Here is a 22,128-nt window from a genome sequence, read left to right as displayed (position 1 = left end):
GACGAGGCGATTCACGCCGACTCACCTCGGTTCTCGAGCGCCAGCCGAACGTCCTCGTCAGTTGCTTGGTGGGCCGGATGGGCTATGGGCGTCCGACTGTCGATATCGTACAGCCGATTCGCCGGTACGAACCAGCTACACATCGGTCTCACCCCCGTGACGGCCGGGCGACGTTTCCGGGTCCGGAATCGATACGTCGACGCCAGCAGCGGAGCCACGGCTCAGTCGCGCGTACGTATCGCAGTCGCCACAGCGGTGGGCTCGGTTGCGGTTGTCACCGAAAACCCGAGAGAAATGGTCGGTGACGTGGGCTCCGCAGTGCTTGCACGTCGAGTTGTCGACCGACGGCCACGGTGCGACCGTCACGCCGACCACCCCCGATTTCCTTCGCTATGATCGACGGACGGCGGAGACGTGAATCCCGCGACCGTAATCACTCGATTTTGAGCGGCGCTATTTTCGCACGCGCCGCTATCGAATGATTTTGTGTCAGTCGCTAAGCCAGCGACTATCCAAACAATTCGAGACGTTACAACAATCCGATGGACTCGTCGGGATTTGAACCCGAGGCCTCTTCCTTGCGAAGGAAGCGATCTACCACTGATCTACGAGCCCTCAAACGTTCATACCCTCGGTTTCTATTTGAGGCTTGTGTTTCGGGGACGGAACGGGACACGGCACCACGGTGGTGGTCGACTGGCTGTGTCGTGAGTCCCGAGCTCATTACAGCGGCGTCCCCACTCAGTCCCAGCCGTCGTCGCACTGGACTCGAGCACGCTCACAAATCGACGGACAGCACTAGCAAAACTCGTAACTTCGCTACTGCGAAACGACTCGTGCTCGAGCACGCAGTCCCACGTGGAGTCCGACTGACTGCACGCTCAAACGGCGAGCACGCGAGCGCGTCCGGCGACCACCCCGACCAGGAACCCCGCGAAGTGAGCGATTAGCGCCACGCCGGGCGAGGCGGTAGCGAGGGTGACCGCGATCGCGAGGCCGACGACGACGAGGATCGACAGCCACTGCGGGACATCGACGAACGAGGCTAGCCCGCTCGAGAGCCGATTCGACGCGACGAGATAGCCCAGCAGGGCGAAGACGGCCCCACTGGCACCGAGGACGCCCGCTGTCGGTGCGATGGGGACGAAGGGCACCGCCGCGAGCACCCCCGTGAGAACGACCTGGGCCACGCCCGCGATCGCGCCCGTTATCGCGAAGAAGGCGTGAAAGCGGGTCCGCGTCGTCGCTCGGGCGACCGGCCAGCCGAAGACGACCAGTGCGAGGGTGTTCGAGAGCAGATGGCCGATCCCGCTGTGTGCGTAGACGCTCGTGACGACTGTCCACGGGTTCGTCGTCAGCGGCGGCGCGAGGACGAACAACGCGCCCATCACGCCCGCGAACGCAGTGAGTCCCTGGACGACGAAGACGACGGCGAAAACGACGAGCACCTCGAGGATCGGACTCCCCGATCTCGTCTGCGTGCCGTCGCTCCCGTCGGAATCGGGCCGCAGATAGGTGTTTGACTGCGACCGCGAGCGCTGCGCCATACGAGTGACTGCCACGGCGACCGACAAAAGTCCCGCCGCTTTCCGAAACGGTGGGCGGAAATAGCGCGTGGATCCCGAGAAGACTCGCCGCTTCGGGCCGCGCAGCTACCACTGGCGGACTACTCGAGGACGACAAAAACAGTATATAACTCGTGTATAAGTCGGAGCCGAAACCGACCTCAGTCTTCGAGGACGATTTCGATCGAGACGTCGTTTGGCACCTGAATGCGCATGAGCTGGCGGAGTGCGCGTTCGTCGGCGTCCAGATCGATCAGGCGCTTGTGGACGCGCATCTCCCAGTGCTCCCACGTCGCAGTGCCCTCGCCATCGGGCGACTTCCGGGTCGGCACCTCGAGGGTCTTCGTCGGCAGCGGGATCGGACCGCTCAGGTTGACGCCGGTGTTGTTCGCGATCTCGCGGACGTCGTCGCAGATGTCGTCTAGGTCGTCTGGACTCGTGCCCGCGAGTCGAACGCGTGCTTGCTGCATTTATTCTTTCTCGTGAACTTCGAGGACCTTTCCGGCGGCGATGGTCTGACCCATGTCGCGGATGGCGAAGCTCCCGAGTTCGGGGATCTCGCTGGACGGCTCGATGCTGAGGGGCTTTTGCGGTCGGATGGTGACCACGGCAGCGTCACCCGACTGGATGAAGTCGGGGTTCTCCTCGGCGACCTCGCCGCTTGCGGGGTCCATTTTCTTGTCGATGGACTCGATCGTACAGGCAACCTGGGCCGTGTGTGCGTGGAAGACCGGCGTGTAGCCGGCCGTGATCACGGACGGGTGCTGCATGACGACGACCTGCGCCTGGAACGTCTCGGCGACGCTCGGTGGGTCGTCGGCTGGGCCACAGACATCACCGCGGCGGATGTCGTCCTTGCCGATGCCACGAACGTTGAATCCAACGTTGTCACCGGGCTCGGCTTTCGGCACCTCTTCGTGGTGCATCTCGATCGTCTTGACCTCGCCGCCCACGTCGCTGGGCTGGAAGGAGACGTTGTCGCCGGTGTTCAGGAGACCGGTCTCGATACGTCCGACGGGGACGGTACCGATACCGGAGATGGTGTAGACGTCCTGAATCGGGAGTCGAAGCGGCGCGTCCGTCGGTGGCTCCGGCTCCGGCAGGTTGTTGAGGGCCTCGAGCAGGATCTCGCCGTCGTACCACGGCGTGTTGTCGGACTCCTCGGCGATGTTGTCGCCCTCGAACGCCGAAATCGGGATGAACGAGGCGTCGTCGGTGTTGAACTGGACCTGCTTGAGCAGTTGTTCAACTTCCTCGACGACGTCGTCGTACGTCGACTCCTTGTAGTCGACGATGTCCATCTTGTTGATGCCGACGATGAGTTCGTCGATACCGAGGGTTCGAGCCAGGAAGACGTGCTCCTGGGTCTGGGGCGCGACACCGTCGTCAGCGGCGACGACGAGGACGGCGTTGTCCGCCTGGGATGCGCCCGTGATCATGTTCTTCACGAAGTCGCGGTGGCCAGGACAGTCGACGATGGTAAAGTCGTACTCGTCGGTCGTGAACTCCTGGTGGGCGATGTCGATGGTGACACCACGCTCTCGCTCTTCGGCGAGGTTGTCCATGACGTAGGCGAACTCGAAGCCGCCTTTGCCCTTCTCTTCTGCTTCTTCGCGGTGCTGTTCGATGACGTGCTCGGGTACGCTCCCCGTCTCGTAGAGGAGTCGTCCCACGAGTGTACTCTTCCCGTGGTCAACGTGACCGATGATGGCCAGGTTCTGGTGTTGGTCGCTCATTGTTGTAGCTCACGCGCTGAGGCGCTTATATCGGTCTCTTTGGCTCGTTGCGGTTAAAACCATTTCGAAAGCGTATTCAGCCGATCCCGCCGCCGTCTTGCGGTTTGGCTAGCATTCACACGCCACGGAACGTTCGGCAGCGGAGGGTGGAGTGGAAAACAGACCGTGAGAACGGCGATTTCCGCTCGAGCGAGCGCCGAATTCCCGGCGCGCGATTCCGGTGGCCTGCCGAGATGGATCCGTTTGCAGTTGTTACTATAGTAGCCACTGCAAGTCAATGCACGCCTGATCGAGCGACAGCTGTCCGATCAGTGTGTGAATCGTTTCAGTGGCTACTAGAGAACAGAGCAGAACGGACCGCGGCTACAGCGACGGCAGTCGACCGACGTCCGAGAGGACCGCTGTGGCCGTCTCCGGGCCGCCGGCACCGCGGCCGCTCGAGTGGAGCGATCCCGCGTTCCGGGTCTCGATCTGGACGATGTTGCGCGTGCCGGTCACGGCCAGCGCGCCGTTCTCGGGGACGAGTCGCGGACCGACGCGGATACCGTCGCGCGTGGCCTCCCCGATGAGCCGAATCGTGCGGCCGTCCTCGGCCGCAAGACCGAGCGCGCTGCCCGGAATCGACTGAATCCCTTCGACCGTCGCGTCCTCGAGTGCGAAGCCGCCGTCGGCCAGCACGTTCGCGAGGATGACGAACTTGAGGGCGGCGTCGGTACCGTCCACGTCGAAGGTGGGATCAGCCTCGGCGACGCCCAGGTCCTGGGCCTCGGCGAGAACGTGCTCGTAGTCGAGTCCCTCGGCGGCCATCCGGGTGAGAATGAAGTTCGCGGTGCCGTTGAGGACGCCCCGAACCGCGGTGACGGCCTGTGGCGTACAGTCCTCGATCGTCGAGAGCACGGGAATCGCGCCGCCGACGGTTGCCTCGAAACGGATCGAGCCCGCACTCTCGGCCTCGAGCGCGCGGAGCTCCTCGTAGCGCTCGGCGACCGGCCCCTTGTTTGCCAGTACGACGTGGCGGTCAGCCTCGAGCGCCCGCCGGACGTGCGAGAAACCGGGTTCGGCGTCGCCGAGTGTCGTCGGCGTTGCTTCGACCAGCACGTCGTAGCCCGTGTCGAAGACGTCCTCGGGATCGGCGGTTCCGACGGGTTCACCGCCGACTTTGTGCTCGAGGGCGTCTTGGACGGCGATGCCGTTCGGATCGACTGCGGCGCTGGTGGAGTCGGCGAGTGCGACGACATCGTGGCCGTATTCGGCGGCAAGATTGGCCACGGAGCGACCGACGTCACCGGCGCCGAGAATCGCGAGATCCATCAGGCCTCACCTCCGACGAGGGGTTCGACGACGGTCAAATCCTTGTCGGTACCGATCGAGCGGACAGCTGTGATCACCGCTGTGGACCGCCCGGAGTTGACTGCGAGCCGGGCTCGAGCGCTCGCGACGGCTTCGGTCCCGTCGGGCGCGGCCAGTGAGAGGTCCTGTACGACAGCGTTGGCCTCGTCCTCGATTCGCGAGAGCGTGTTCGAGAGATCGGTTTCCACAAGGTGGCCGATCAGGATGACGTTGATCTCCTCGCCGTAGTGCTCTTCGCCGGCCTGGATGACGTTGACGCCGGCGTCGCGCAGCGCCTCGACGATCCCGTCGAACCGGTCGGGCGGACACTCGATGTCGACCTCGACGGGGATGTGCCCGCGAGGCGTGATGTTGCCGCGTTCGTGGTGGATGCTCAACAGATTGCCGCCGTTGTCGGCGATCGGCGCGAGCGTGCGGAGCAACTCGCCGGGTTCGTCGACGAGCTCGAGTCGGACGGTATAAGCGCGGACGCCGCCGTCGGCCTCGGCGTCGGGTTTGTCGTCGTCGGGTTCGGGTGCGTCACCCATCGACGGCACCTCCTGCCTGCGGGCGTCTACTCGTCGTCATAGTATCTGATGTCCGTACGGGGCGCGTAAAAGGATATAGGATTTGCCAAAACGAGCCGTCCCTGTCAACGACGGCCACACGCCCACGAGCTGTCGAGCGAGGATCGGCTCGACAACTCTCAAAGGTGATCTTTTCCCGGATTCGACGATCCCCAGTCGCCGCGGCCGCCCTCGGTCCGGTCGACGCCCATGATCGACTCGGGCTGGTCGGGGCCGCCGAGGCTGTCGCGCGCGTCGGGAACCCGGATCGTCACGTCGCTGATCTCGGGCCACGTGATGAGTTCGGCCTCGATGTTGCCCGTCGTCACGTCGCTGACCGAACAGCCCTTGCAGCCGCCGCCGAGTTCGATGACGACCTCGCCGGTCTCGGGATCAGCGGCGCGGACCGCGCTGGTCCCGCCGTGCATCTGGATGATTGGCATCTCGCGGGCCAGCCACTTCTCGACGCGTTCCCGCAGCGACGGCTCGTCCTCGGAGTCAGTCATGAGTCGTGCTAGGATCTCGAACGGTGAATAAGTTGGGTCGCGCGGTCGAAATCCGGCGAATTAATCCTGAACGTTTCCGCGCCGGCGCAGCCACTCGAGTGCGACCGCGCCACCGGCGAGGCCGACGACGCCGGTGAAGCCGGGGATCGGATCGTTCCCGTCCGCCCCGCCCCGGTCGGCGGGCTCGGTCTGGAACGTGTAGAGCGCCCCCTCGAGCGACGTATTCGGGATCCCTTCGGTACTGCTCGCGATGAACGTCTCGCCGGGCTTGAGGACACGGGCCGTCCAGAACCCTGTTTCCTCGGTGCTTCGCCACTCGGCGAGCAGTTCAGGAGCCGCGGGATCGGACACGTCGTGGATCTTCACGCCGGCTCGGTACCACGACGAGTAGAGCCGACCGTCGCGAAGCTCGAAGTTGTGCGAGGTCGTCCACATGCCGCCGGGTTTAGATTCGTCATCCGCCCGCGGGGCGTCGATCGACCCCCGATGGACGGGCGCAGCGGAATCACTCACGTCGTAGAGGTCGATTCCACCCGGTCGATCCGGTTCCGCCCCGCCGGTCGCCCAGGCCTCCCGTCCGACCGCCAGCAGGTCGCCGGTGTCGTCGACCGCCGCGTAGTGATCGTTGCCGGGCAAGCCGTAGACGGCCTCCCGCCAGTCGTCGATCGCGCGCTCCGCCTCGAGCGTGGTGTCTTGGATGTGGGAGATGTACGCCGGCTCGGTCGGATCGCTGATGTCGAGCAGGTAGGTACCGGCGTTCCAGCAGGGCAGATAGGCGATCCCGTCCTGCACGTACACGTCGTGGCTGTAGCGGGCGAGCCAATAGATGTCGCGCCAGCCGGGTTCGTGTTCCAGCAGCGACCAATAGCCGACCTGTGTAATCTCGTCACCACCGACGTCGAAGATGGCGAGCCGGTTCGTCTCTCGTGTGTTCACGACGATGAACAGCAACTCACCCTCGAGATAACAGTTGTGGACGTGGTAGCCGGTCCGATGTTCGCCGACCGGCTCGGGGTTTTCGGGATCACTGACGTCGTAACAGCGGAACCCGGCGACACTGCGCCTCTGGTTGGCCGGCCCCGCGACGACCAGCAGGTCACCGTCGACCGAGATGTCGAGGATCTCGGTCATCGTTTCGCCCTCGAGTTGGATGTCACGGTCCACCGCGAGGAGCGCCGGCTCGGCGGGATCGCTCACGTCGACGGTCGTGAACCCGGTCGTCGCGGCGACGTAGGCGGTCTCGCCGTCATCCCCGACGACGGCTTCCGCTGCACCGGTGATGGGGAGTCGGCCGAGGGGCTCGATCGTCGCTTGCCCTCGAACGGTCCCGACAATTCCCGTGACGGATAGGCTAAGACCGGCAACAGCGCTCGTTTGCAGCACCGCTCGCCGCTTCATGGATAGAGCAGCATCGTACAGCTACATAGAAGTGGCCACTCGAGTGCGCGAGCAAAAACAGATGCGTACGTGAGTCCAGAAAGCAGCCATCCGCGAGCGGCTCAGCGGCGCAGCCGTCGCCGGTCGCCGGTCCCTTCGGTCATGGCGCTGGCGAGCGCCCCTTCGACGACGACGTCGTCGCCGAGTTCGGTGAGGCGGATCTCGGGGACGTTCGTCATCACCATCTCCGCGACGCGCTCGCGAATCGGGTCGACGACGAGTTCCTCGTTGTGCAACGCGACCGCGCCGCCGACGGAGACGACGATCGGCGCGAACGCGTGGACCACGTTGGTCACGCCGATCGCGTTCCAGTGGGCGAGCTGTTCGATGACGTAATCGGCTAGCTCGTCCTCGCCGGCGAGATCGAAGACGTCCTTCGCCGTGAAATCCGGCCCCTCGAGCGGGAGGTCGGTCGAGATCGTCGGATCGTCGTCGGCGAGCAGTCGGGCGTAGTCGGGGATGGCGTTGCCGGAGCAGTAAGCCTCCCAGTGACCGTCATGGCCGCACCCACAGGTCAGTCGACCGCGGGGGTCGACGACGTAGTGGCCGACCTCGCCGGCGTTGCCGTCCCAGCCGCTCGTGATCCGGCCGTCGGAGCAGACGCCGGCACCGATCCCCGAGGAGATGGTGATGTAGACCATGTCGTCGGGGTTGCTGGCGGCGTGAAACCGTTCGCCGATGACGCCCGCGGTGGTGTCGTTGTGGAGGTAGACGTCGTCGCTGTCGATCAGCTTCGCGATCGGTCCCGTCAGCGGAATTCGATCGATCGAGTCCGGCAAGTTGGCCGGATCGATCACCGTTCCCTCCGCGAGATCGAACGGACCGATCGAGCCGATCCCGGCGGCGGCGATCCGCTTGGGATCGACATCGGCCTCGCCACAGGCGTCGCGAAGCGTTCGAAGAACACCCTCCGTCACGTCGATGCCCGTCGGCCCGCGCGGCGTCGACCGGCGGCTCGCACCGACCGTCGTCCCGTCGGCCTCGGCGACGACGGCCCGGACGTTGGTCGCACCGAGGTCGACGCCCGCATAGTAGACCATGCTGTCCTAGGGACGACCGCGGCCGTACTTAACTACCCAGATTATACTCGACAACGAGTAGCGATTTCGATACGTTGTGGCGTCGATAGCGAGCGCCGCGGTTGCGTTTATCGGCGGCGACGACGATGTGGCGGCGATGATGGCGTGGCGGCGACGACGGTGTGGCGGCGATGATGGCGACGACGATAGCAATGCCCTCGGCGATCCGGCAACATATGTATGCCACTTCGTGACGTACGTTATCATATGACTACCGACGACACGTTCCCGGAATCAGCGGCCGAATCGGAGCCGACCCCCGCGCTGTCCGAGACGGAAATCGAGGCCCTTCACGAGGTCGAACTGGGGCTCGAGTGGGCCCAGCGCGCCCAGGGCTGTCTGCTCGAGTTCCACCACGCGACGGGCCACGGTATGGACCACCTCTCCCGGGCCGAGGAGTTGCTCAGGGCGGCCGGCCGCGACGACCTCGCGGCGGCGATTCGGGCTGACCTCCTTCCCCACGGCGTCGTCGACGAGGACCGGTGGTCATACGACGTCCTCGAGAACTTCCAGGAGAGCCTGCTGGCCGAGACGCGGTCGCTCGAGCGACGGATTCGACGGGAGTTGGCCGACGGGGAGCGCCACGTCCGCGAGCGTCGACAGGAGCGAGCGTGGAAGCGACGCGCTGATGAGCTGTGAGGAGACCGACGAAAGCGGCGCAGTGGATCGGCGGTGAGTCCCGCGATGTGGGTCGCTACTCCATCACGTCGAGATCGCGGAAGTAGGTGACCGGGCAGGGGGCCTGCAGGATGATCTCCTGGGAGACGGAACCGAGAACGGCCTTTTCGGCGGGTGAACGTCGCCGACCGCCGACGACCATTCGATCTGCATCGACGTCGATCGCCATATCGACGACCTTGGAACTGACCTCGCCGAGTGCACCTTTGATTTCGTAGTCGACGCCGGCCTCCTCGAAGCGCTCGGCGAGTTCGGGAACCGGTGCGCGCCGGGCGGCGACTTCATCGGGATCGATGTCGTCGACGCGGGCCTCAAGATCGAGGTCGTCGTGGACGTCCTCGTACTCGTCTTTCGTGAAGGCGTGGCCGATAACGACCGTGGCACCGAGGGGATCGGCGATCTCGAGAACCGTTTCGGCGAGCTCCGGTGCGCGTACTGTGTCCATCGGTCCGACTGCGAGAAGTACTGTATCGATTGCCATACCGGCACACTGTTCGGGCCATCCGCTTAAGTATTCTCGTCGTTGCAGTATTCGAGGAACGACGCGTGATACGGACTGCTGTCAGTCATTTCCGATGCGACCGCGATACGACCCGCGGTCGCAACGGTACATCGTTACAGCAGACCGTATGAGTGGCCGGGAACCCCCGCTCTCCGCCGACGCGCTGTCGCTCGAGGGCGGACCGGCGGCGATCGATCAGTCCTCGAATTCCTCGCTCCGGACGAAGGTGACGGGACATGGCGCCGAGAGCAGTACTTCCTGGGCCGTCGAGCCGAAGACGGCCTTCCCCGTCGGCGATCGACGCCGTCCGCCGACGACGACCCGGTCGGCACCGGTACTCGCGGCCAGATCGACGATCGACGGCCCGTGTTCGCCGACCGCGCCACGGATCTCGTAGTCGACGTCGTGTTCGTCCAGGACGTCCTGCAGATCGTGGATCGTCGAGTGGCGCGACGCGACCGCGTCGGGGTCGATCTCGCCGACGTTCCGGTCGAAGTCGAGGCGATCGAGCACCTGGTTGTACTCGTCGCTCGTGAACACGTGTGCGAGGACGACTGTCGCCCCGGCGGGTTTCGCGACCTCGAGGACCGCTTCGGCCAGTTGGTCGCTGCGGTCCGCGTCACCGGGTCCGACTGCGAGTAACACTGTGTCTAGCATGGATGACGGATTGACCGCACACCACCGTAAATCCGCGGGTCGCCGAACATGGATGTTGGTCGCAGAACACGCACGTACGCAGGTCGCGAAACGCGAGCGCGAGTCGCGGAACCCGATCGCACATCACGAAACACCGGCCGTCGCCGGCGAGTACAACCCGTTCCGGACGGTTTTTCCGCTCTGTCGTCGACTACGGACGCATGGACGGACCTGATCTCACGGGGCGAACGGTCCTCGTCACTGGCAGCGCGAAAGGCGTCGGGCGCGAACTGCTGTTGGCGACGGCCGAGCGCGGTGGGGCGACGGCGGTCCACTACCACACCAGCGCCGAGGCGGCCCGCGACGTGGCCGAGACGGCCCGCGATCGCGGCGCAAGCGCGGCGATGACGGTTCAGGGCGACGTCACCGATCCCGAGAGCGTTGACGGCCTCTTCGCGGCCGTCGAAGCCGAACTCGGGGGCGTCGACGTGCTGGTCAACAACGTCGGCGACTTCGCGCCCGCCCACTGGGCCGACCTCGAGTTAGAGACCTGGAACCGCGTCCTCGAGACGAATCTCAACGGGACCTACCTCTGTTCGAAGCGGGCGCTGCCCGGAATGCGCGAGAGCGAGTACGGCCGAATCGTGAACATCGGCTACGCCTCGAGCGAGCAGGGACTCGTCAGCCCGAAGAACTTCCCCTATTTCGTGGCCAAGAAGGGGATATTGATGTTCACGCGCATGCTCGCGGCCGACACGCAGGACGACGGGATCACGGTCAACGCCATTTCGCCGTACGTCGTCGAGAACTCCGACGAATTCCCCGAGGAACTGCCCCGCGACCGACCCGCGAGCTTCGAAGATCTGATCGCGCCGCTGTACTTCTACCTCGACCCCGACAGCGGCTACGTCAGTGGGGAGAATCTCGAGGTCGACGGCGGCTGGTTGCCTGAAACGGTGTGATCGGTCGTTACGGTGAGGATCGGATAAGAGTGCAGAGGAAGGAGGATCAGGGGCGTAATTCATCATTCAGAAGTTTTTCATGTACCGGAAGAGGAATTAGTTATATGTGGCGGAGATTGGGTGAGATAATCTTAAGCAGTGTCGTTATTTTTATCGCTGGTTTCATCCTCTGGCCACCTAACGATACCATTTGGCAGTGGTGGACAGTGATAGCTGAAGGGCCGGAAAGGGGTCTGATAGTGCTAGTAGTATTGATCGGACTATCTGTAGCAACTGGCCTCGGACTGTCGACAGTAGGTGATGTTCGCCCTTCTAGTTTACTTATCGGCGGTATCCTGGCTTTCATTGCCGGAATGATACTGATACGTTTCATCATTTCGCCTGACAGTCCGTCTCATTTCCTTCTGTATGGGTTTATTCTTGTACTCGTTTTCCTCGGAGCCGCCATCGGATACGTCGTTCGTTCCAACGACAATTCACAGTCGAGTAACCGGACTGGATCCGCCTAACGGTTTTTTGTCAGGACGGATCTTTTTCCGCTGTCGACGTCGACGCAACGAGAGCGAATCTTCACTGCCGGTTGGCGACAAGCGCCGTCACGTAACCGGTCGCAGTCGAACGGCGTTCAACCGACCGTTCTGATGATATTCCGGAGGGTCGCAGGACCGTTTTCGACGAGCGCTCGCGGAACCCGTCTCCGAGGCGACCTGAGCGCTGCCCGAAGGACGGCGCTCCCGTTCTCCGTGATCCCCGTCCCGTGCCCGACGAGGACGCGTTCCGGCTCGAGGTCGTTCAATTGGCGCGGCGGCCTGAGCCGACGTAACAGCTGCAAGTCGAGTCGTTCCGCACCGACTAGGAACGAATCGATCGTCCCCAGCGAATCGGGAACGATGAGGGTTCCGCTGGCCTCGTGAGAGAGGACCATCTCGTCCCAGATGGAAAACGGTCGATTAGGGATCGCGCGAATACTTGAGTCCGGGAACGAGCCACTGTAGCGCTCGAGCGGCGCGTCGATACGCTGCTCGACGCGTCCCATCCAGTCGGGAACGGAGACGGGGACGTCGTACCGGTCTGCGAACACGTCGGCGTCACGGGAGTGCCAACACGAGAGGACCGCGACGCCGGCGACCGCACCGAAATCCGCCAGCACGCGATCGATATCGGGAGCGTCTAACGGATCGAGAAGCCAGACCCCGTCAGCCGTTCGAATCGCGTGGCTCACGCGCTGGCCGCCTTCTTCGGGATGAGCCATCCAACTTACCCCGTCGGACCAGTCGGTGCATATCTGCGCGCCCGCCGATTCGCCGCGATCGAACATTGCTACCGGTTCCTCTCGAGGCCGCTTCCATAATTCTCTCGCCGACGGATCACTGCTCGAAATGATCGACCCGAGATCGCGGCCGCTCGCGGAGCGCATCGAACACTATACTTCGACCGCGGCCGTCTCCGTACCCATGCCATCGACGGGAACGGTCCGGGCGATCCACGTCGCGCCGGAACAGGGAGCACCGACGGAACGTGTCGATCGCGTCCGAGCTGTCGCCGGGTGCGGCCTCGAGGGCGATCGCTATTATCGCGCCGACGGCACGTTCGCCGACCGCGAGGGCAGCGACGTTACGCTCATCGAGAGCGAGGCGCTGGCCGGGGTCGAGCGCGACTACGAGATCGATCTCGAGCCCGGCGTCCACCGCCGGAATATCACGACCGAGGGGATCGCGCTGAATCATCTGGTCGACGTGCAGTTCCGGATCGGCGAGGTCGTCTGCGAGGGAGTCGAACGCTGCGAGCCATGTTCGTCCCTCGAGTCCCACCTCGCGGAAAATGGGATCCGAGAGGCGCTGGTTCACCGCGGCGGGCTCCGAGCGCGGATCCTCGAGGGAGCCACCGTGGCGACCGGCGATCGAGTCGAACGGATCTAGCGCTTCTCCTCCGTAATACCCTACATATGTACCGATAGCCCGCACCCGCGAAAACAAAACCTACATTTTCGCGGAGTACAAGTGGGAACTGATGAACGAGTCTGGGATCCAGTCGCTGATGGACCAGGAAACGCTCGACCGGCGCGTTCGGACCGGAGCGGCCCCCCAGTGGGTTGCCGATCACTGGCAGTCGTTTCGCGATGGACTGCTCGGCGAGCGAAACGAGACGCCGTTTCCGTGCTTCTTCGGGGCCGAATCAGTGCAAAACGGCGACCCGCTCTACACGGCAGTGCCGTCGCTGAGCGACGCCGACGCACTGCTGACGCTGCGGGATCGGATCCTCGAGTACCTCGCGGTGCGCGAGGAGCACTCGGCCCGCGCGTCGCTGGTGACGTTTTTCAAGCCGCCGGAACGACCGCTGTCCGAGCGAGAATACCACCGGACGCTGTGGCACATCCTGCAGACGCTGCACCTCCACGATCCCGAGCCCTGGCCCGCGGACATCCCCACCGACCCCGACGATCCTTACTGGGAGTTCTGTCTCGGCGGCGAGCCCATGTTCCCGACCTGTCGGGCCCCGTTCTACGAGCAACGAAAGAGCCGCTACTGTCCCGTCGGCCTCGAGATCACGTTCCAGCCGCGGGCGCTGTTCGAGACCCTCGGCGTAACCGGTGACACCGAGGCCGGCCAACACGCTCGCGACGTCATTCAGGGTCGCCTCGAGGGCTACGATGGAGTCTGTCCGCACGCCGACCTCGGGGACTGGGGCGTCGAGGGCGACCGGGAGTGGCCCCAGTATATGCTCTCGGCGGACGACGAGCAAGCGCCGTCGACGTGTCCGATCACGATCACTCGAGCCCACCCGAAACCCGCCGCACAGCTCCCGTGACGGACGCCGAATTGGAGACGGCTGCCGACGACGCGGCCCTCGACCGCGACCGACTCCGGAACGCCGCTCTCGTCCTGATCGACTTCCAGCGGGGGTTCGACGACCCCTCGTGGGGCGACCGCAACAACCCCGACGCCGAGGCGAACGCGGCGCGCCTGCTCGAGCACTGGCGCGATCGAACCCGACCGATCGTCCACGTTCGCCACGATTCGACGGAGCCCGGTTCCCCGCTCCGCGGCGACGAGCCCGGCTTCGCGTTCAAAGCCGAAACGTCACCGCTCGAGGGAGAGCAGACGATGGTGAAATCCGTCAACAGCGCGTTCATCGGAACGGCTCTCGAGGAGTGGCTTCGCGATCGCGGCCTCGAGACGGTCGTCCTCGTGGGACTCACGACGGACCACTGCGTCTCCACGACGACGCGGATGGCGGAGAACCTCGGTTTCGACCCGATCGTCGTCAGCGATGCGACCGCGACGTTCGAGCGAGCGTTCGACGGAGAGACCTTCGACGCGGAGACGACCCACCGCACGGCCCTGGCTCACCTCGAGGGAGAGTTCGCCGACGTGGCGACGACCGCCGAACTTCTCGGCGAGGGCTGATACGGTCTGTTATACCGATGTACCGGAGCAACCGCAGGATGGTCCCGGGTTGCTCCGGAACTGACTGACAGCAGTCCGTCTGAGTCGCTCGCTTCCGATCGGCTCGAGTCGAGAGCCGTATCGATTCGCGACAGTCCGCAGTACAGTTATGTGTCGCCTTCTCTCACGGCTACCTATGCGAGTCGCAGTCGCCGGGACGTTCGGGCCGCTCCACGACGGGCATCGAACCCTGCTCGAGCACGCGCTCCGGTTTGGCGAGGACGGCGTCGTCGTCGCACTGACCAGCGACGAGTTGGCTGTCGAGACCCGCCACGACTCCCGTCCGATTCCGTCGTTCGAGGAGCGAACCCGGGCCGTGACCGACGCGATCGGCGAGATCGACGAGTGGGACCGCGACATCGAAATCCGCACCCTCGAGACCGAGTACGGGATCGCGATCGACGAGCCATCGATCGACGCGCTGGTGGTCTCCCCCGAGACGGCTCCTGAACTCGAGGCGATCAACGGATTGCGGCGCGAGCAGGGGTTCGAATCGCTGTCGGGGATCGTCGCACCGTACGTCTACGCCGACGACGGCGACCGGATCTCGTCGACCCGGATCGTCGCGGGGGAGATCGACGAACACGGACGCGTCCTCGAGTCCCAGCGTGGCAGTCGATAGCCACGGTCCGTCCCGAGAGTCTCATCCCCCACGATCTGTCACACTGTCCGGCCGCCGGTGTCACAATAGTAATGGATGGGGAGACAGTCAGTGTAGGTGATGAACGGTGATCGACGGCCGCTGTTGTTCGTTCTACTGGGTAGTTCGCTGCTCGTCACGGTGATACTTCACCTGGTATTCCTGCCGCGATATTTTCCCGATACCGTCCTGTTGACCGTGCTGACGCTCGGCGCTGGCGTGGTGACGTACACGCTCGTCTTCTACGCGCTCGGTCGAGCAACCGCTGCTCCGCAAGAGCAGGAGTTTCCGAACATGCGATCTGCGGATATCGGGGCCGCGCTCCTTCTTATCTCGGCACTGATCCTGCTCGTACTCGACGCGGTCGGTATCCCACTCGACGGGCTGATCGGAATATACGCACTGCCCGCGATCGGGATCTACGCCGGCCTCGCGCTGTTCGGGTGGTCGATCGGCCGCCGAACCGAGGCGATCAACGAGATCGTCCGCTGACCGACGGCTCCAGAAGCCACTCGCGACGACTACTCGTCCGGATTCGATCCCGAGTTCGCGACGAAAACCGGAACGTCGCCGAACCGGATGGCGTGATCGGTGACGCTCCCCATCGCCATCCGGTGGACGCCACCGCGGCCGCGAGTCCCCATCACGATGAGGTCGGCGTCGATCTCTCGAGCGTACTCGAGGAGCGCCTCCTCCGGCGGGCCGTCGAGCACCGTGCCCGTGACCTCGAGTCCGGCCGCCTCGGCCCGGTTGACGACCGCGTCGACGTATTCCTGCGCCCGGCCGTGAATCGCGTCCTCGGCGCTCGCGGCGTCGCCGGGGAGACGGAGGTCGGCCAGCGGACCGGTATCGGCAACGCAGACGACGTGAACCCGCGCGTCGTGGCTCTTCGCGAGATCGATACCCGTCTCGGCGGCGGCCTCGGCGTGGTCGCTGCCGTCCGTCGGAAGCAGGATCGTGTCGAACATCGTCCCGGTCTACGCCGGCCGGCGTAAAATCCCTGCCGAAACGACAGGTAGTGGAGTGGGGGTGCGGATTCGAGGATCGCGACTCAAACGAACGCTAGCGGCACCATCACGAGGATGCCGACGACGATGCCGCCAGCCAGTTCTGGCTTGCCGCCCCGCGGGAGCCGTTCGCCGATGTCCAGCGCCTCGGGGACGAACTCGGTGAGCACGAGGTAGATCATCGCGCCGGCGGCGAAGCCGAAGCCGTAGGGCAGGAACTCGCGGGCGTAACGGACGAACCCGAACGCGAGGACGGCCCCGATCGGCTGTGGGAGACTCGAGAAGACGGCCCACCAGACCAGCTTCCAGTTTGCGACGTCCATCGAGCGCAGCGGGATCGAGATCGCGGTCCCCTCGGGGATGTTGTGAATCGAGATGGCGATCGTCATGAAGATCGCCAGCACCGGGACGGTGAAGCCGAGGAACTGGGTTCCCCCCTCGAGGCCGAGATCGGCGAAGGAGACGCCGATGGCCACGCCCTCGGGAAAGCTGTGGACGGTCAGGATGCCGAGGATGAGGATGAGCTTCTTGAAATCGGCTTCCTCGTACTGCTTGGGGTCGATGTCGGTGTCCATTAGCACGTCGTGAGCGATGACGACGAGCGCGACGCCGGCCGCCATCCCGATCGCGATCTCGAGGGGCGTTCCTTCGGCAAGTCCTTCCTCCACGAGGCCGAACAGCGACGCTGATACCATGATCCCCGACGAGAGTCCCCAGAGAATGACGCTTCGCCGATCGCTGATCCCCTCGAAGAAGAAAAACGGCAGCGCGCCGAGGCCGGTCGCCAGCGCCGTTATCAGCCCGGCGACGAACACTAACACGAGGTTCTCCAGCAGCACCATCTACTGATGTCTCGAGCTACGCCTTTAAATTGACGGCGGAAGCGGACTCTTCGGCCGTGTTATCGCAATGATACCCCCGTATGACGGGGTCGTCGTACGCCACGCCAGCCGGGAGTTTCGAGAGCCGTCGGATCGACCGATACCATCAACAGCCGTCCGTCGGGTAGGTAGCGTATGTCTCTGTGGAGCTCCCGCCGCACCCGCCACTATTTCGTTTTGGTGGCCGTGACGACCATCGGCTCTACGTTGCTGTACAATTACGGAATGGCAACGTGGGAAAACGATCCGCAGCCGCTCTTTCGATCGCTCGGAATCGTGTTTCAGTCGTTCACGACGACCGGCTACGGCGAGGATGCGGGCTGGTCGACGCCGCAAATGTACATCTTGACCATCGGGCTACAACTCATGGGAATCGGCCTGATCCTCACCGCGGTCGACGTCTTCGCGGTGCCGTGGCTCCGAAACACGCTGGCGGTCACGCCGCCGTCGGCGGTTCCCGACCTCGAGGATCACGTCGTCATCTGCGAGTACACGTCTCGTGGCGAGGCGTTCATCGAGGACCTCGAGTCCCGCGGCGAGCAGTACGTCGTCATCGAGTCCGATGAGGAAACGGCGAGAACGCTACACGAGGACGAGTATCGGGTCGTCTACGGGGATCCGGAATCGACGACGGTGCTCGAGAACGCCGGCATCGGACGTGCGACGGCAGTCGTGGCCGATTCGGCCGACGATACGAACGCGAGTATCGTCCTCTCCGCTCGCGAGGCCAACTCCGATGTGCAGATCGTGACATTGGTCGAGGACCATCGCCTCGGGGAGTACCACGAAATCGCGGGCGCTGACGAGGTACTGTCACCGCGCCAGTTGCTCGGCGAGAGCCTCGCCCACCGGGTGCCGACGGCCGTGACGACCGCTGTCGACGAGGGGATCGAAATCGGGGACGACCTGGAACTGGTCGAGCTCTCGATCGCCGAGGGGAGCGACCTCTGCGGACGGACTGCAGCCGAAGTCCAGCCGCGCGAACGGTTCGTCGTCGACGGAATCGGTGCCTGGATCGACGGCGAATTCGAAAGTCCGATTCCGCCCGGCCGCGAGCTCGACGCGGGGATGCGGCTGCTCGTCGCGGGAAAGCCGGGACGAATCGAAACCCTCCGATCCGAGGCGATGTCGACGGTCCAGCCCTTCTCGGCCCAGCACGTGCTGATCGCCGGCTACGGTGAAGGGGGCGCGGCAGCAGGTGATGCGCTCGCCGACACGAACACTCGAGTGACCGTCCTCGACAGTGCCGACAAGGACGGCGTCGACATCGTCGGTGACGCCCGTGATCCGACGGCGATCCGGGACGCCGGGATCGACGACGCGTCCGCAGTGATCGTCACCCTCGACGACGACACGACCGCTGTCTTCGCGACGCTGGTCGCGCGGGATCTGAACCCGTCGGTCGATATTATCGTCCGGGCGAACGACGCGGAAAACGTCCAGAAACTGTACCGGGCGGGTGCCGACTACGTCCAGTCGTTGGCGACGGTCAGCGGCCGAATGCTGGCCTCCACCGTCTTCGAAGACGAGGAGGTACTGGCCGTCGACAGACAGATCGATGTCGTGAAGCTCCCCGCCGGGCGGCTGGCGGAACGGACGGTCGTCGACGCCGACGTTCGCTCGCGAACGGGCTGTACCGTCCTCGCCGCGGTCAGGGATGGCGAGACGATCACGGAGTTCGATCCGGCATCGTTCACGTTCCAGGAGGGCGACGAAGTCGTCCTCGCGGGAACGGACGAAAGCGTCCGATCCTTCGAAGCACAGTTCCTCGCTTGAAACCCGGTTCCGCGTTTACCGCGCGGATTAGATCAGAGAACGGAGGTCGAAATCCAACTGCTGTTTCGCGAACCGGGCGAGCAACGGTGCGTCCTCGAGTTCGATCAGGTCCGCGATGGCGCGGACGTTCCCCTTGTTCGCCTCGGCAAGCGTGTCGTCGTCGAGGCGCTGGAGGTCCTGCATGAGCTTGTCGTAGCGGTCGTTCGGTGCGAGATAGAGGAGCTGGGTCATCAGCAGCCGGCTCTTCGCATTGGGCGCGACGTCGCGGTGCCAGAGGGTGTCGTAGACCTCGAGGGTCTCGGCGGTCGGCTCGACGCTGTCGTGTTTGAGGACGCTATCGGCGGTGGCGGCGGCCGCGCGACCGGACTGCATGCACTTGTTGATTCCTTCCCCCCAGAGCGGGTCGAGGCTCGGCACGGTGTCGCCGATAGCCATGAACCGATCGGTGTGGAGTTTCCCTGGCGCCTGAATGTGCGCCGAGCCGCGGTGTTGTTTGCCCTCGATCGGTTCGGCGTCCCGGAACCGCGGGTCCGTCTCGAGCCAGTGAGAGAGGTAGTCGTCGATGGTGAAATCGTCGCGACTGTACTGTTCGTGGCTGCCGTTCTGGATGTAACAGAGGCCGACCTTGGCGGTGTCCTCGCCCGTGTGAAAAATCCAGGAGTAGCCGCCGGGTGCGATCTCGTGGTCGAGTCGCAACATCATGGCGTCGCGCAGGTCTGCAAAGCCGGGGCGATCGATGTCGATCCCTTCGAACTCGTACTCGATACCGATGGCGTGGTTTTCCCGCTTGAGATCGACGACGCCGAGTTTCTTCGCGAGAGGCGCGCTCGGCCCCGTCGCGTCGATCGTGATATCGCCGTAGACCTCCTCGTCGCCGTTGTAGGTGACGCCGACGATCTCGCCGTTCTCCATAATCGGCGCGGTGACGCGAGCGTCGAATCGATACTCGGCGCCGCGGTCGCGGCTGTCTTTCACCAGATAGCGTTTGAAATCCGCGAACTCGAGCACCGCGCCGGTCTGGTCGCGGACGTAATGCTCGGTCGGCGACTCGAGGACGACGCTGTCAGTGTACTGCATGACCACGTCGTCGGGGATGCCGAAGGACGCCATCATGGAGTGGAAGGTTCCCGCAGTGGACTTGTTGCTCTGTCGCGGGAACTCCTCTTCGGCCTCGGTCTCGAGGACGACGACGTCGTACCCCCTGGCGGCGAGATCGCGGGCACACTGTGCGCCGGCGGGACCGGCACCGGCGATGACTACGTCGTAGCGGTCGTTCATGTAATGCAGACTGTAGTGGACCTTAATTAGTTTGTCCAGTTACGACGGCTAGTACGGAGTCGAGCCTCTTGAGCGCTAACCCGACCGAGACGGCCGGACGGGGAGAATCCGACGGAACGAATTTAGGTGTTCGTCGTGTCGTCGTGCCCATGGTTACCACAGCACCCGCAGAGTTTCCGGACGGGGTTCCGAGCGAACCGGATTTTCCTCTCGGGAAGCAACCGCTCCACGAGTACGTCGCCCACTACGCGGCGGAACGACCGGACAGCGTCGCGATCGACTACTACGGCGCACGGCTCACCTACGGGGAACTCGGCGACGCGATCGATCGCTTTGCGACCGAGCTGGCCGAGCGCGGGTACGGCCGCGGGGACACCCTCCTCTTGCTCCTGCAGAACTGCCCGCAGTACGTGATCGCCTACTACGCGGCCCAAAAATTAGGGATGCGAGTCAGCCCCTGCAGCCCGATGGCGAAGGAACACCGCGTGAGCTATCAACTGTCCGACGGGGACGCGCGGATCGTCGTCGCGGGAGACGCCCACGCGCCGCTGCTCGAGGCCGTCCGCGAGGAATCGCCGCTCGAGGAGATCGTTTACACGCGCCTCGAGACGTTCCTGCCCGACGAGCCGGTGCCCGCGATCCACGAGGACATGGCTGACGCGATCGAGATGCCGCGACAGCCCGAATCCGATGACGTTCGGTACCTCGAGTCGATCCTCGAGGAAACGCCCGCCGAGCCGCCGGCCGTCGAGGTTGCGATGGACGATATCTGCCTCTTGCAGTACACCTCGGGAACGACCGGCCTGCCCAAGGGCTGCATGCACAGCTACGCGAACGTCCTGTTCGCCGCAGCCACGTCTTCGGCGCTGACCGATCGGGACGAACACACGCGTCACCTCGCGGTGATGCCCGTCTTCCACGTGGCCGGGAAGCTCAACGCCGTCGACTCCCCAATGATTCAGGGCGGGACGACCGTCCTCCTGACCCGATACGAGCCCGAGGCCTACGTCGACGCGCTCGCGACCCACGAGCCGACCGACGGCTGGATCACCACGCCGATGGTCCGGGAGCTACTGCCGTTGCTGGCGGCCGAGGAGCGATCGATTGACTCACTCGAGTCGATGCCGGTGACGAGTTTCGGACAGGCGCTGACCGAGGACCTCTGCGAACGGTGGGGAGCGGTGACCGACTCGGCGATGTACGAGGCGTCCTACGGCCTGACCGAGACCCACACGCGGGACACGTTCACGCAGGGCCTCGGCGTGATCGAGGAGGGGTTCGTCGGCAAACCGGTCTACGAGACCGATATCGCAATCCGAGACTGGGAGAGCCACGAGGAGGTCCCCCGGGGTGAAACTGGCGAGATCACCGTGAAGTCGCCGTCGCTCTTCGAGGGCTATCTCGGCAAACCCGAAGAGACCGAGGCCGCCTTCCACGACGGCTACGTGCTCACCGGCGACATCGGGCGCATGACCGAGGACGGCGCGCTCTACTTCCTCGGCCGGCGTAAGTACATGATCAAATCGAGCGGCTACTCGATCGCGCCCGCCGAAGTCGAGGAAGTGCTGAAGACCCATCCCGACGTCGCGAACGCCGCCGTCGCCGGCAGCGACCACGAGACCAAAGGGTCGGAAGTCGTCGCGGCCGTCACGACCGCCACGACCGCCGACGACTCGTTCGCCAGAGACGAGTTTCTCGAGTGGGCCACAGACCGACTGGCCCCGTACAAGCGGCCCCGCGATGTCGTCGTGCTCGAGGGGTTGCCCGTCACGGACATGGGGAAGCTTGATCGGGAGCGACTCGAGGGCGTGATCGCCGATCGAGCGTAGCGGTCGCGAACCGCGAACCGTTCGATACACGGGAACCACGTCTCACTCCAGACCGACCATCTGGCGTGCGGTGGCGCGCGCTGGGCCGCGGCGAATTGCGAGACCTGAACGGAGTGACGGCCTCGATACTGTGAGCGGTGACCGGAGGGAACCGCGCACGAATCGGCTGGGGAGGGCGTGGCGATTCCGTAATGCCACGATAGCAGGTCGCTTCATTTCACGCAGTCACTATAGTAGCCACTGCATACCTGATCGCACGACAGCTGTGCGATCAG

The 22,128-nt window shown here is 64.5% G+C and carries 25 protein-coding genes and 1 tRNA gene; 10 read left to right on the top strand and 16 right to left on the bottom strand.

Annotated features, from left to right (window positions below):
* Positions 1–135: 135 nt before the first annotated feature.
* The 10 genes from ACEWFR_RS07195 to ACEWFR_RS07150 form a co-directional block, all read right to left on the bottom strand.
* Positions 136–375: a hypothetical protein gene (locus ACEWFR_RS07195; protein ID WP_374060383.1), complete on the bottom strand. Its 240-nt coding sequence runs from the start codon at positions 373–375 to the stop codon at positions 136–138.
* 168 nt (positions 376–543) lie between these two features.
* A tRNA-Ala gene (locus ACEWFR_RS07190) sits at positions 544–615 on the bottom strand.
* A gap of 266 nt (positions 616–881) precedes the next feature.
* Positions 882–1,547 carry a rhomboid family intramembrane serine protease gene (locus tag ACEWFR_RS07185; RefSeq protein WP_374060382.1) on the bottom strand — a complete coding sequence of 222 codons (666 nt, stop codon included), beginning with the start codon at positions 1,545–1,547 and terminating at the stop codon, positions 882–884.
* 179 nt (positions 1,548–1,726) lie between these two features.
* Positions 1,727–2,035 carry a 30S ribosomal protein S10 gene (gene rpsJ / locus ACEWFR_RS07180; protein WP_004215311.1) on the bottom strand — a complete coding sequence of 103 codons (309 nt, stop codon included), beginning with the start codon at positions 2,033–2,035 and terminating at the stop codon, positions 1,727–1,729.
* The gene (gene tuf, locus ACEWFR_RS07175) at positions 2,036–3,301 is read right to left on the bottom strand and encodes a translation elongation factor EF-1 subunit alpha (RefSeq protein WP_374060381.1); all 1,266 of its coding nucleotides are present in this window, start codon (positions 3,299–3,301) and stop codon (positions 2,036–2,038) included.
* Positions 3,302–3,664: 363 nt separating this feature from the next.
* Positions 3,665–4,612, bottom strand: a complete 948-nt coding sequence (locus ACEWFR_RS07170) for a homoserine dehydrogenase (RefSeq protein WP_374060380.1) — start codon at positions 4,610–4,612, stop codon at positions 3,665–3,667.
* Positions 4,612–5,178, bottom strand: coding sequence for an amino acid-binding protein (locus ACEWFR_RS07165; RefSeq protein WP_374060379.1), 567 nt, complete (start codon positions 5,176–5,178; stop codon positions 4,612–4,614). Before ACEWFR_RS07165 ends, ACEWFR_RS07170 begins: the two co-directional genes overlap by 1 nt.
* A 158-nt stretch (positions 5,179–5,336) precedes the next feature.
* The gene (locus ACEWFR_RS07160; protein ID WP_098725652.1) at positions 5,337–5,702 is read right to left on the bottom strand and encodes a NifU family protein; all 366 of its coding nucleotides are present in this window, start codon (positions 5,700–5,702) and stop codon (positions 5,337–5,339) included.
* A gap of 60 nt (positions 5,703–5,762) precedes the next feature.
* Positions 5,763–7,100, bottom strand: a complete 1,338-nt coding sequence (locus ACEWFR_RS07155; protein WP_374060378.1) for an LVIVD repeat-containing protein — start codon at positions 7,098–7,100, stop codon at positions 5,763–5,765.
* 101 nt (positions 7,101–7,201) lie between these two features.
* Positions 7,202–8,179 (bottom strand): ROK family protein, encoded by a 978-nt coding sequence (locus ACEWFR_RS07150; protein ID WP_098725654.1) that lies wholly within the window; start codon positions 8,177–8,179, stop codon positions 7,202–7,204.
* Between the two features lie 76 nt (positions 8,180–8,255).
* Between ACEWFR_RS07150 and ACEWFR_RS07145 the strand changes: the two genes are divergently transcribed.
* Both ACEWFR_RS07145 and ACEWFR_RS07140 read left to right on the top strand, forming a co-directional pair.
* Positions 8,256–8,429, top strand: a complete 174-nt coding sequence (locus ACEWFR_RS07145; protein ID WP_374060377.1) for a hypothetical protein — start codon at positions 8,256–8,258, stop codon at positions 8,427–8,429.
* A complete protein-coding gene (locus ACEWFR_RS07140; RefSeq protein ID WP_374060376.1) occupies positions 8,426–8,857 on the top strand; it encodes a hypothetical protein in 432 nt (143 codons plus the stop codon). The genes ACEWFR_RS07145 and ACEWFR_RS07140 overlap by 4 nt, the downstream gene beginning before the upstream one ends.
* A gap of 55 nt (positions 8,858–8,912) precedes the next feature.
* On the opposite strand, the gene ACEWFR_RS07135 is transcribed toward ACEWFR_RS07140, so the two are convergent.
* Together ACEWFR_RS07135 and ACEWFR_RS07130 are read right to left on the bottom strand one after the other, a co-directional pair.
* Positions 8,913–9,377 (bottom strand): universal stress protein, encoded by a 465-nt coding sequence (locus ACEWFR_RS07135; protein WP_374060375.1) that lies wholly within the window; start codon positions 9,375–9,377, stop codon positions 8,913–8,915.
* 216 nt (positions 9,378–9,593) lie between these two features.
* Positions 9,594–10,055, bottom strand: a complete 462-nt coding sequence (locus ACEWFR_RS07130) for a universal stress protein (RefSeq protein WP_374060374.1) — start codon at positions 10,053–10,055, stop codon at positions 9,594–9,596.
* A gap of 200 nt (positions 10,056–10,255) precedes the next feature.
* On the opposite strand from ACEWFR_RS07130, the gene ACEWFR_RS07125 reads away from it, so the two are divergent.
* Complete coding sequence (locus tag ACEWFR_RS07125; RefSeq protein WP_374060373.1) at positions 10,256–10,996, top strand: SDR family NAD(P)-dependent oxidoreductase; 741 nt, start codon at positions 10,256–10,258, stop codon at positions 10,994–10,996.
* Positions 10,997–11,621: 625 nt separating this feature from the next.
* On the opposite strand, the gene ACEWFR_RS07120 is transcribed toward ACEWFR_RS07125, so the two are convergent.
* The gene (locus tag ACEWFR_RS07120) at positions 11,622–12,314 is read right to left on the bottom strand and encodes a hypothetical protein (protein WP_374060372.1); all 693 of its coding nucleotides are present in this window, start codon (positions 12,312–12,314) and stop codon (positions 11,622–11,624) included.
* A gap of 136 nt (positions 12,315–12,450) precedes the next feature.
* Between ACEWFR_RS07120 and ACEWFR_RS07115 the strand changes: the two genes are divergently transcribed.
* From ACEWFR_RS07115 to ACEWFR_RS07095, 5 genes are all read left to right on the top strand, one after another.
* Positions 12,451–12,915, top strand: coding sequence for an MOSC domain-containing protein (locus ACEWFR_RS07115; protein ID WP_374060371.1), 465 nt, complete (start codon positions 12,451–12,453; stop codon positions 12,913–12,915).
* A 91-nt stretch (positions 12,916–13,006) separates the two neighbouring features.
* The gene (locus ACEWFR_RS07110; protein ID WP_374060370.1) at positions 13,007–13,804 is read left to right on the top strand and encodes a YqcI/YcgG family protein; all 798 of its coding nucleotides are present in this window, start codon (positions 13,007–13,009) and stop codon (positions 13,802–13,804) included.
* Positions 13,801–14,403, top strand: a complete 603-nt coding sequence (locus tag ACEWFR_RS07105; protein WP_374060369.1) for a cysteine hydrolase family protein — start codon at positions 13,801–13,803, stop codon at positions 14,401–14,403. The genes ACEWFR_RS07110 and ACEWFR_RS07105 overlap by 4 nt, the downstream gene beginning before the upstream one ends.
* Before the next feature lie 175 nt (positions 14,404–14,578).
* Positions 14,579–15,064, top strand: a complete 486-nt coding sequence (locus ACEWFR_RS07100) for a phosphopantetheine adenylyltransferase (protein WP_374060368.1) — start codon at positions 14,579–14,581, stop codon at positions 15,062–15,064.
* A gap of 99 nt (positions 15,065–15,163) precedes the next feature.
* The gene (locus ACEWFR_RS07095; RefSeq protein WP_374060367.1) at positions 15,164–15,574 is read left to right on the top strand and encodes a hypothetical protein; all 411 of its coding nucleotides are present in this window, start codon (positions 15,164–15,166) and stop codon (positions 15,572–15,574) included.
* A gap of 29 nt (positions 15,575–15,603) precedes the next feature.
* On the opposite strand, the gene ACEWFR_RS07090 is transcribed toward ACEWFR_RS07095, so the two are convergent.
* Positions 15,604–16,050, bottom strand: a complete 447-nt coding sequence (locus tag ACEWFR_RS07090) for a universal stress protein (RefSeq protein ID WP_098725664.1) — start codon at positions 16,048–16,050, stop codon at positions 15,604–15,606.
* 83 nt (positions 16,051–16,133) lie between these two features.
* The gene (locus ACEWFR_RS07085) at positions 16,134–16,931 is read right to left on the bottom strand and encodes a ZIP family metal transporter (RefSeq protein WP_374060366.1); all 798 of its coding nucleotides are present in this window, start codon (positions 16,929–16,931) and stop codon (positions 16,134–16,136) included.
* 174 nt (positions 16,932–17,105) lie between these two features.
* On the opposite strand from ACEWFR_RS07085, the gene ACEWFR_RS07080 reads away from it, so the two are divergent.
* Positions 17,106–18,746: a TrkA family potassium uptake protein gene (locus ACEWFR_RS07080; protein ID WP_374060365.1), complete on the top strand. Its 1,641-nt coding sequence runs from the start codon at positions 17,106–17,108 to the stop codon at positions 18,744–18,746.
* 27 nt (positions 18,747–18,773) lie between these two features.
* Here ACEWFR_RS07080 and ACEWFR_RS07075 read toward each other — a convergent pair whose 3' ends face one another.
* On the bottom strand, positions 18,774–20,024 hold the full coding sequence (locus tag ACEWFR_RS07075; RefSeq protein WP_374060364.1) for a digeranylgeranylglycerophospholipid reductase: 1,251 nt from the start codon (positions 20,022–20,024) through the stop codon (positions 18,774–18,776).
* A gap of 149 nt (positions 20,025–20,173) precedes the next feature.
* Here ACEWFR_RS07075 and ACEWFR_RS07070 point away from each other — a divergent pair, with 149 nt between their 5' ends.
* Entirely contained in the window at positions 20,174–21,853 is a 1,680-nt protein-coding gene (locus ACEWFR_RS07070; RefSeq protein ID WP_374060363.1) for an AMP-binding protein, read from the top strand.
* The last annotated feature ends 275 nt before the right edge of the window (positions 21,854–22,128 follow it).

This window comes from Natrinema sp. H-ect4 (assembly GCF_041894845.1).
In the GTDB taxonomy this organism is placed as follows: Archaea; Halobacteriota; Halobacteria; order Halobacteriales; family Natrialbaceae; genus Natrinema.
This window is presented reverse-complemented; position numbering and strand designations above follow the sequence as displayed.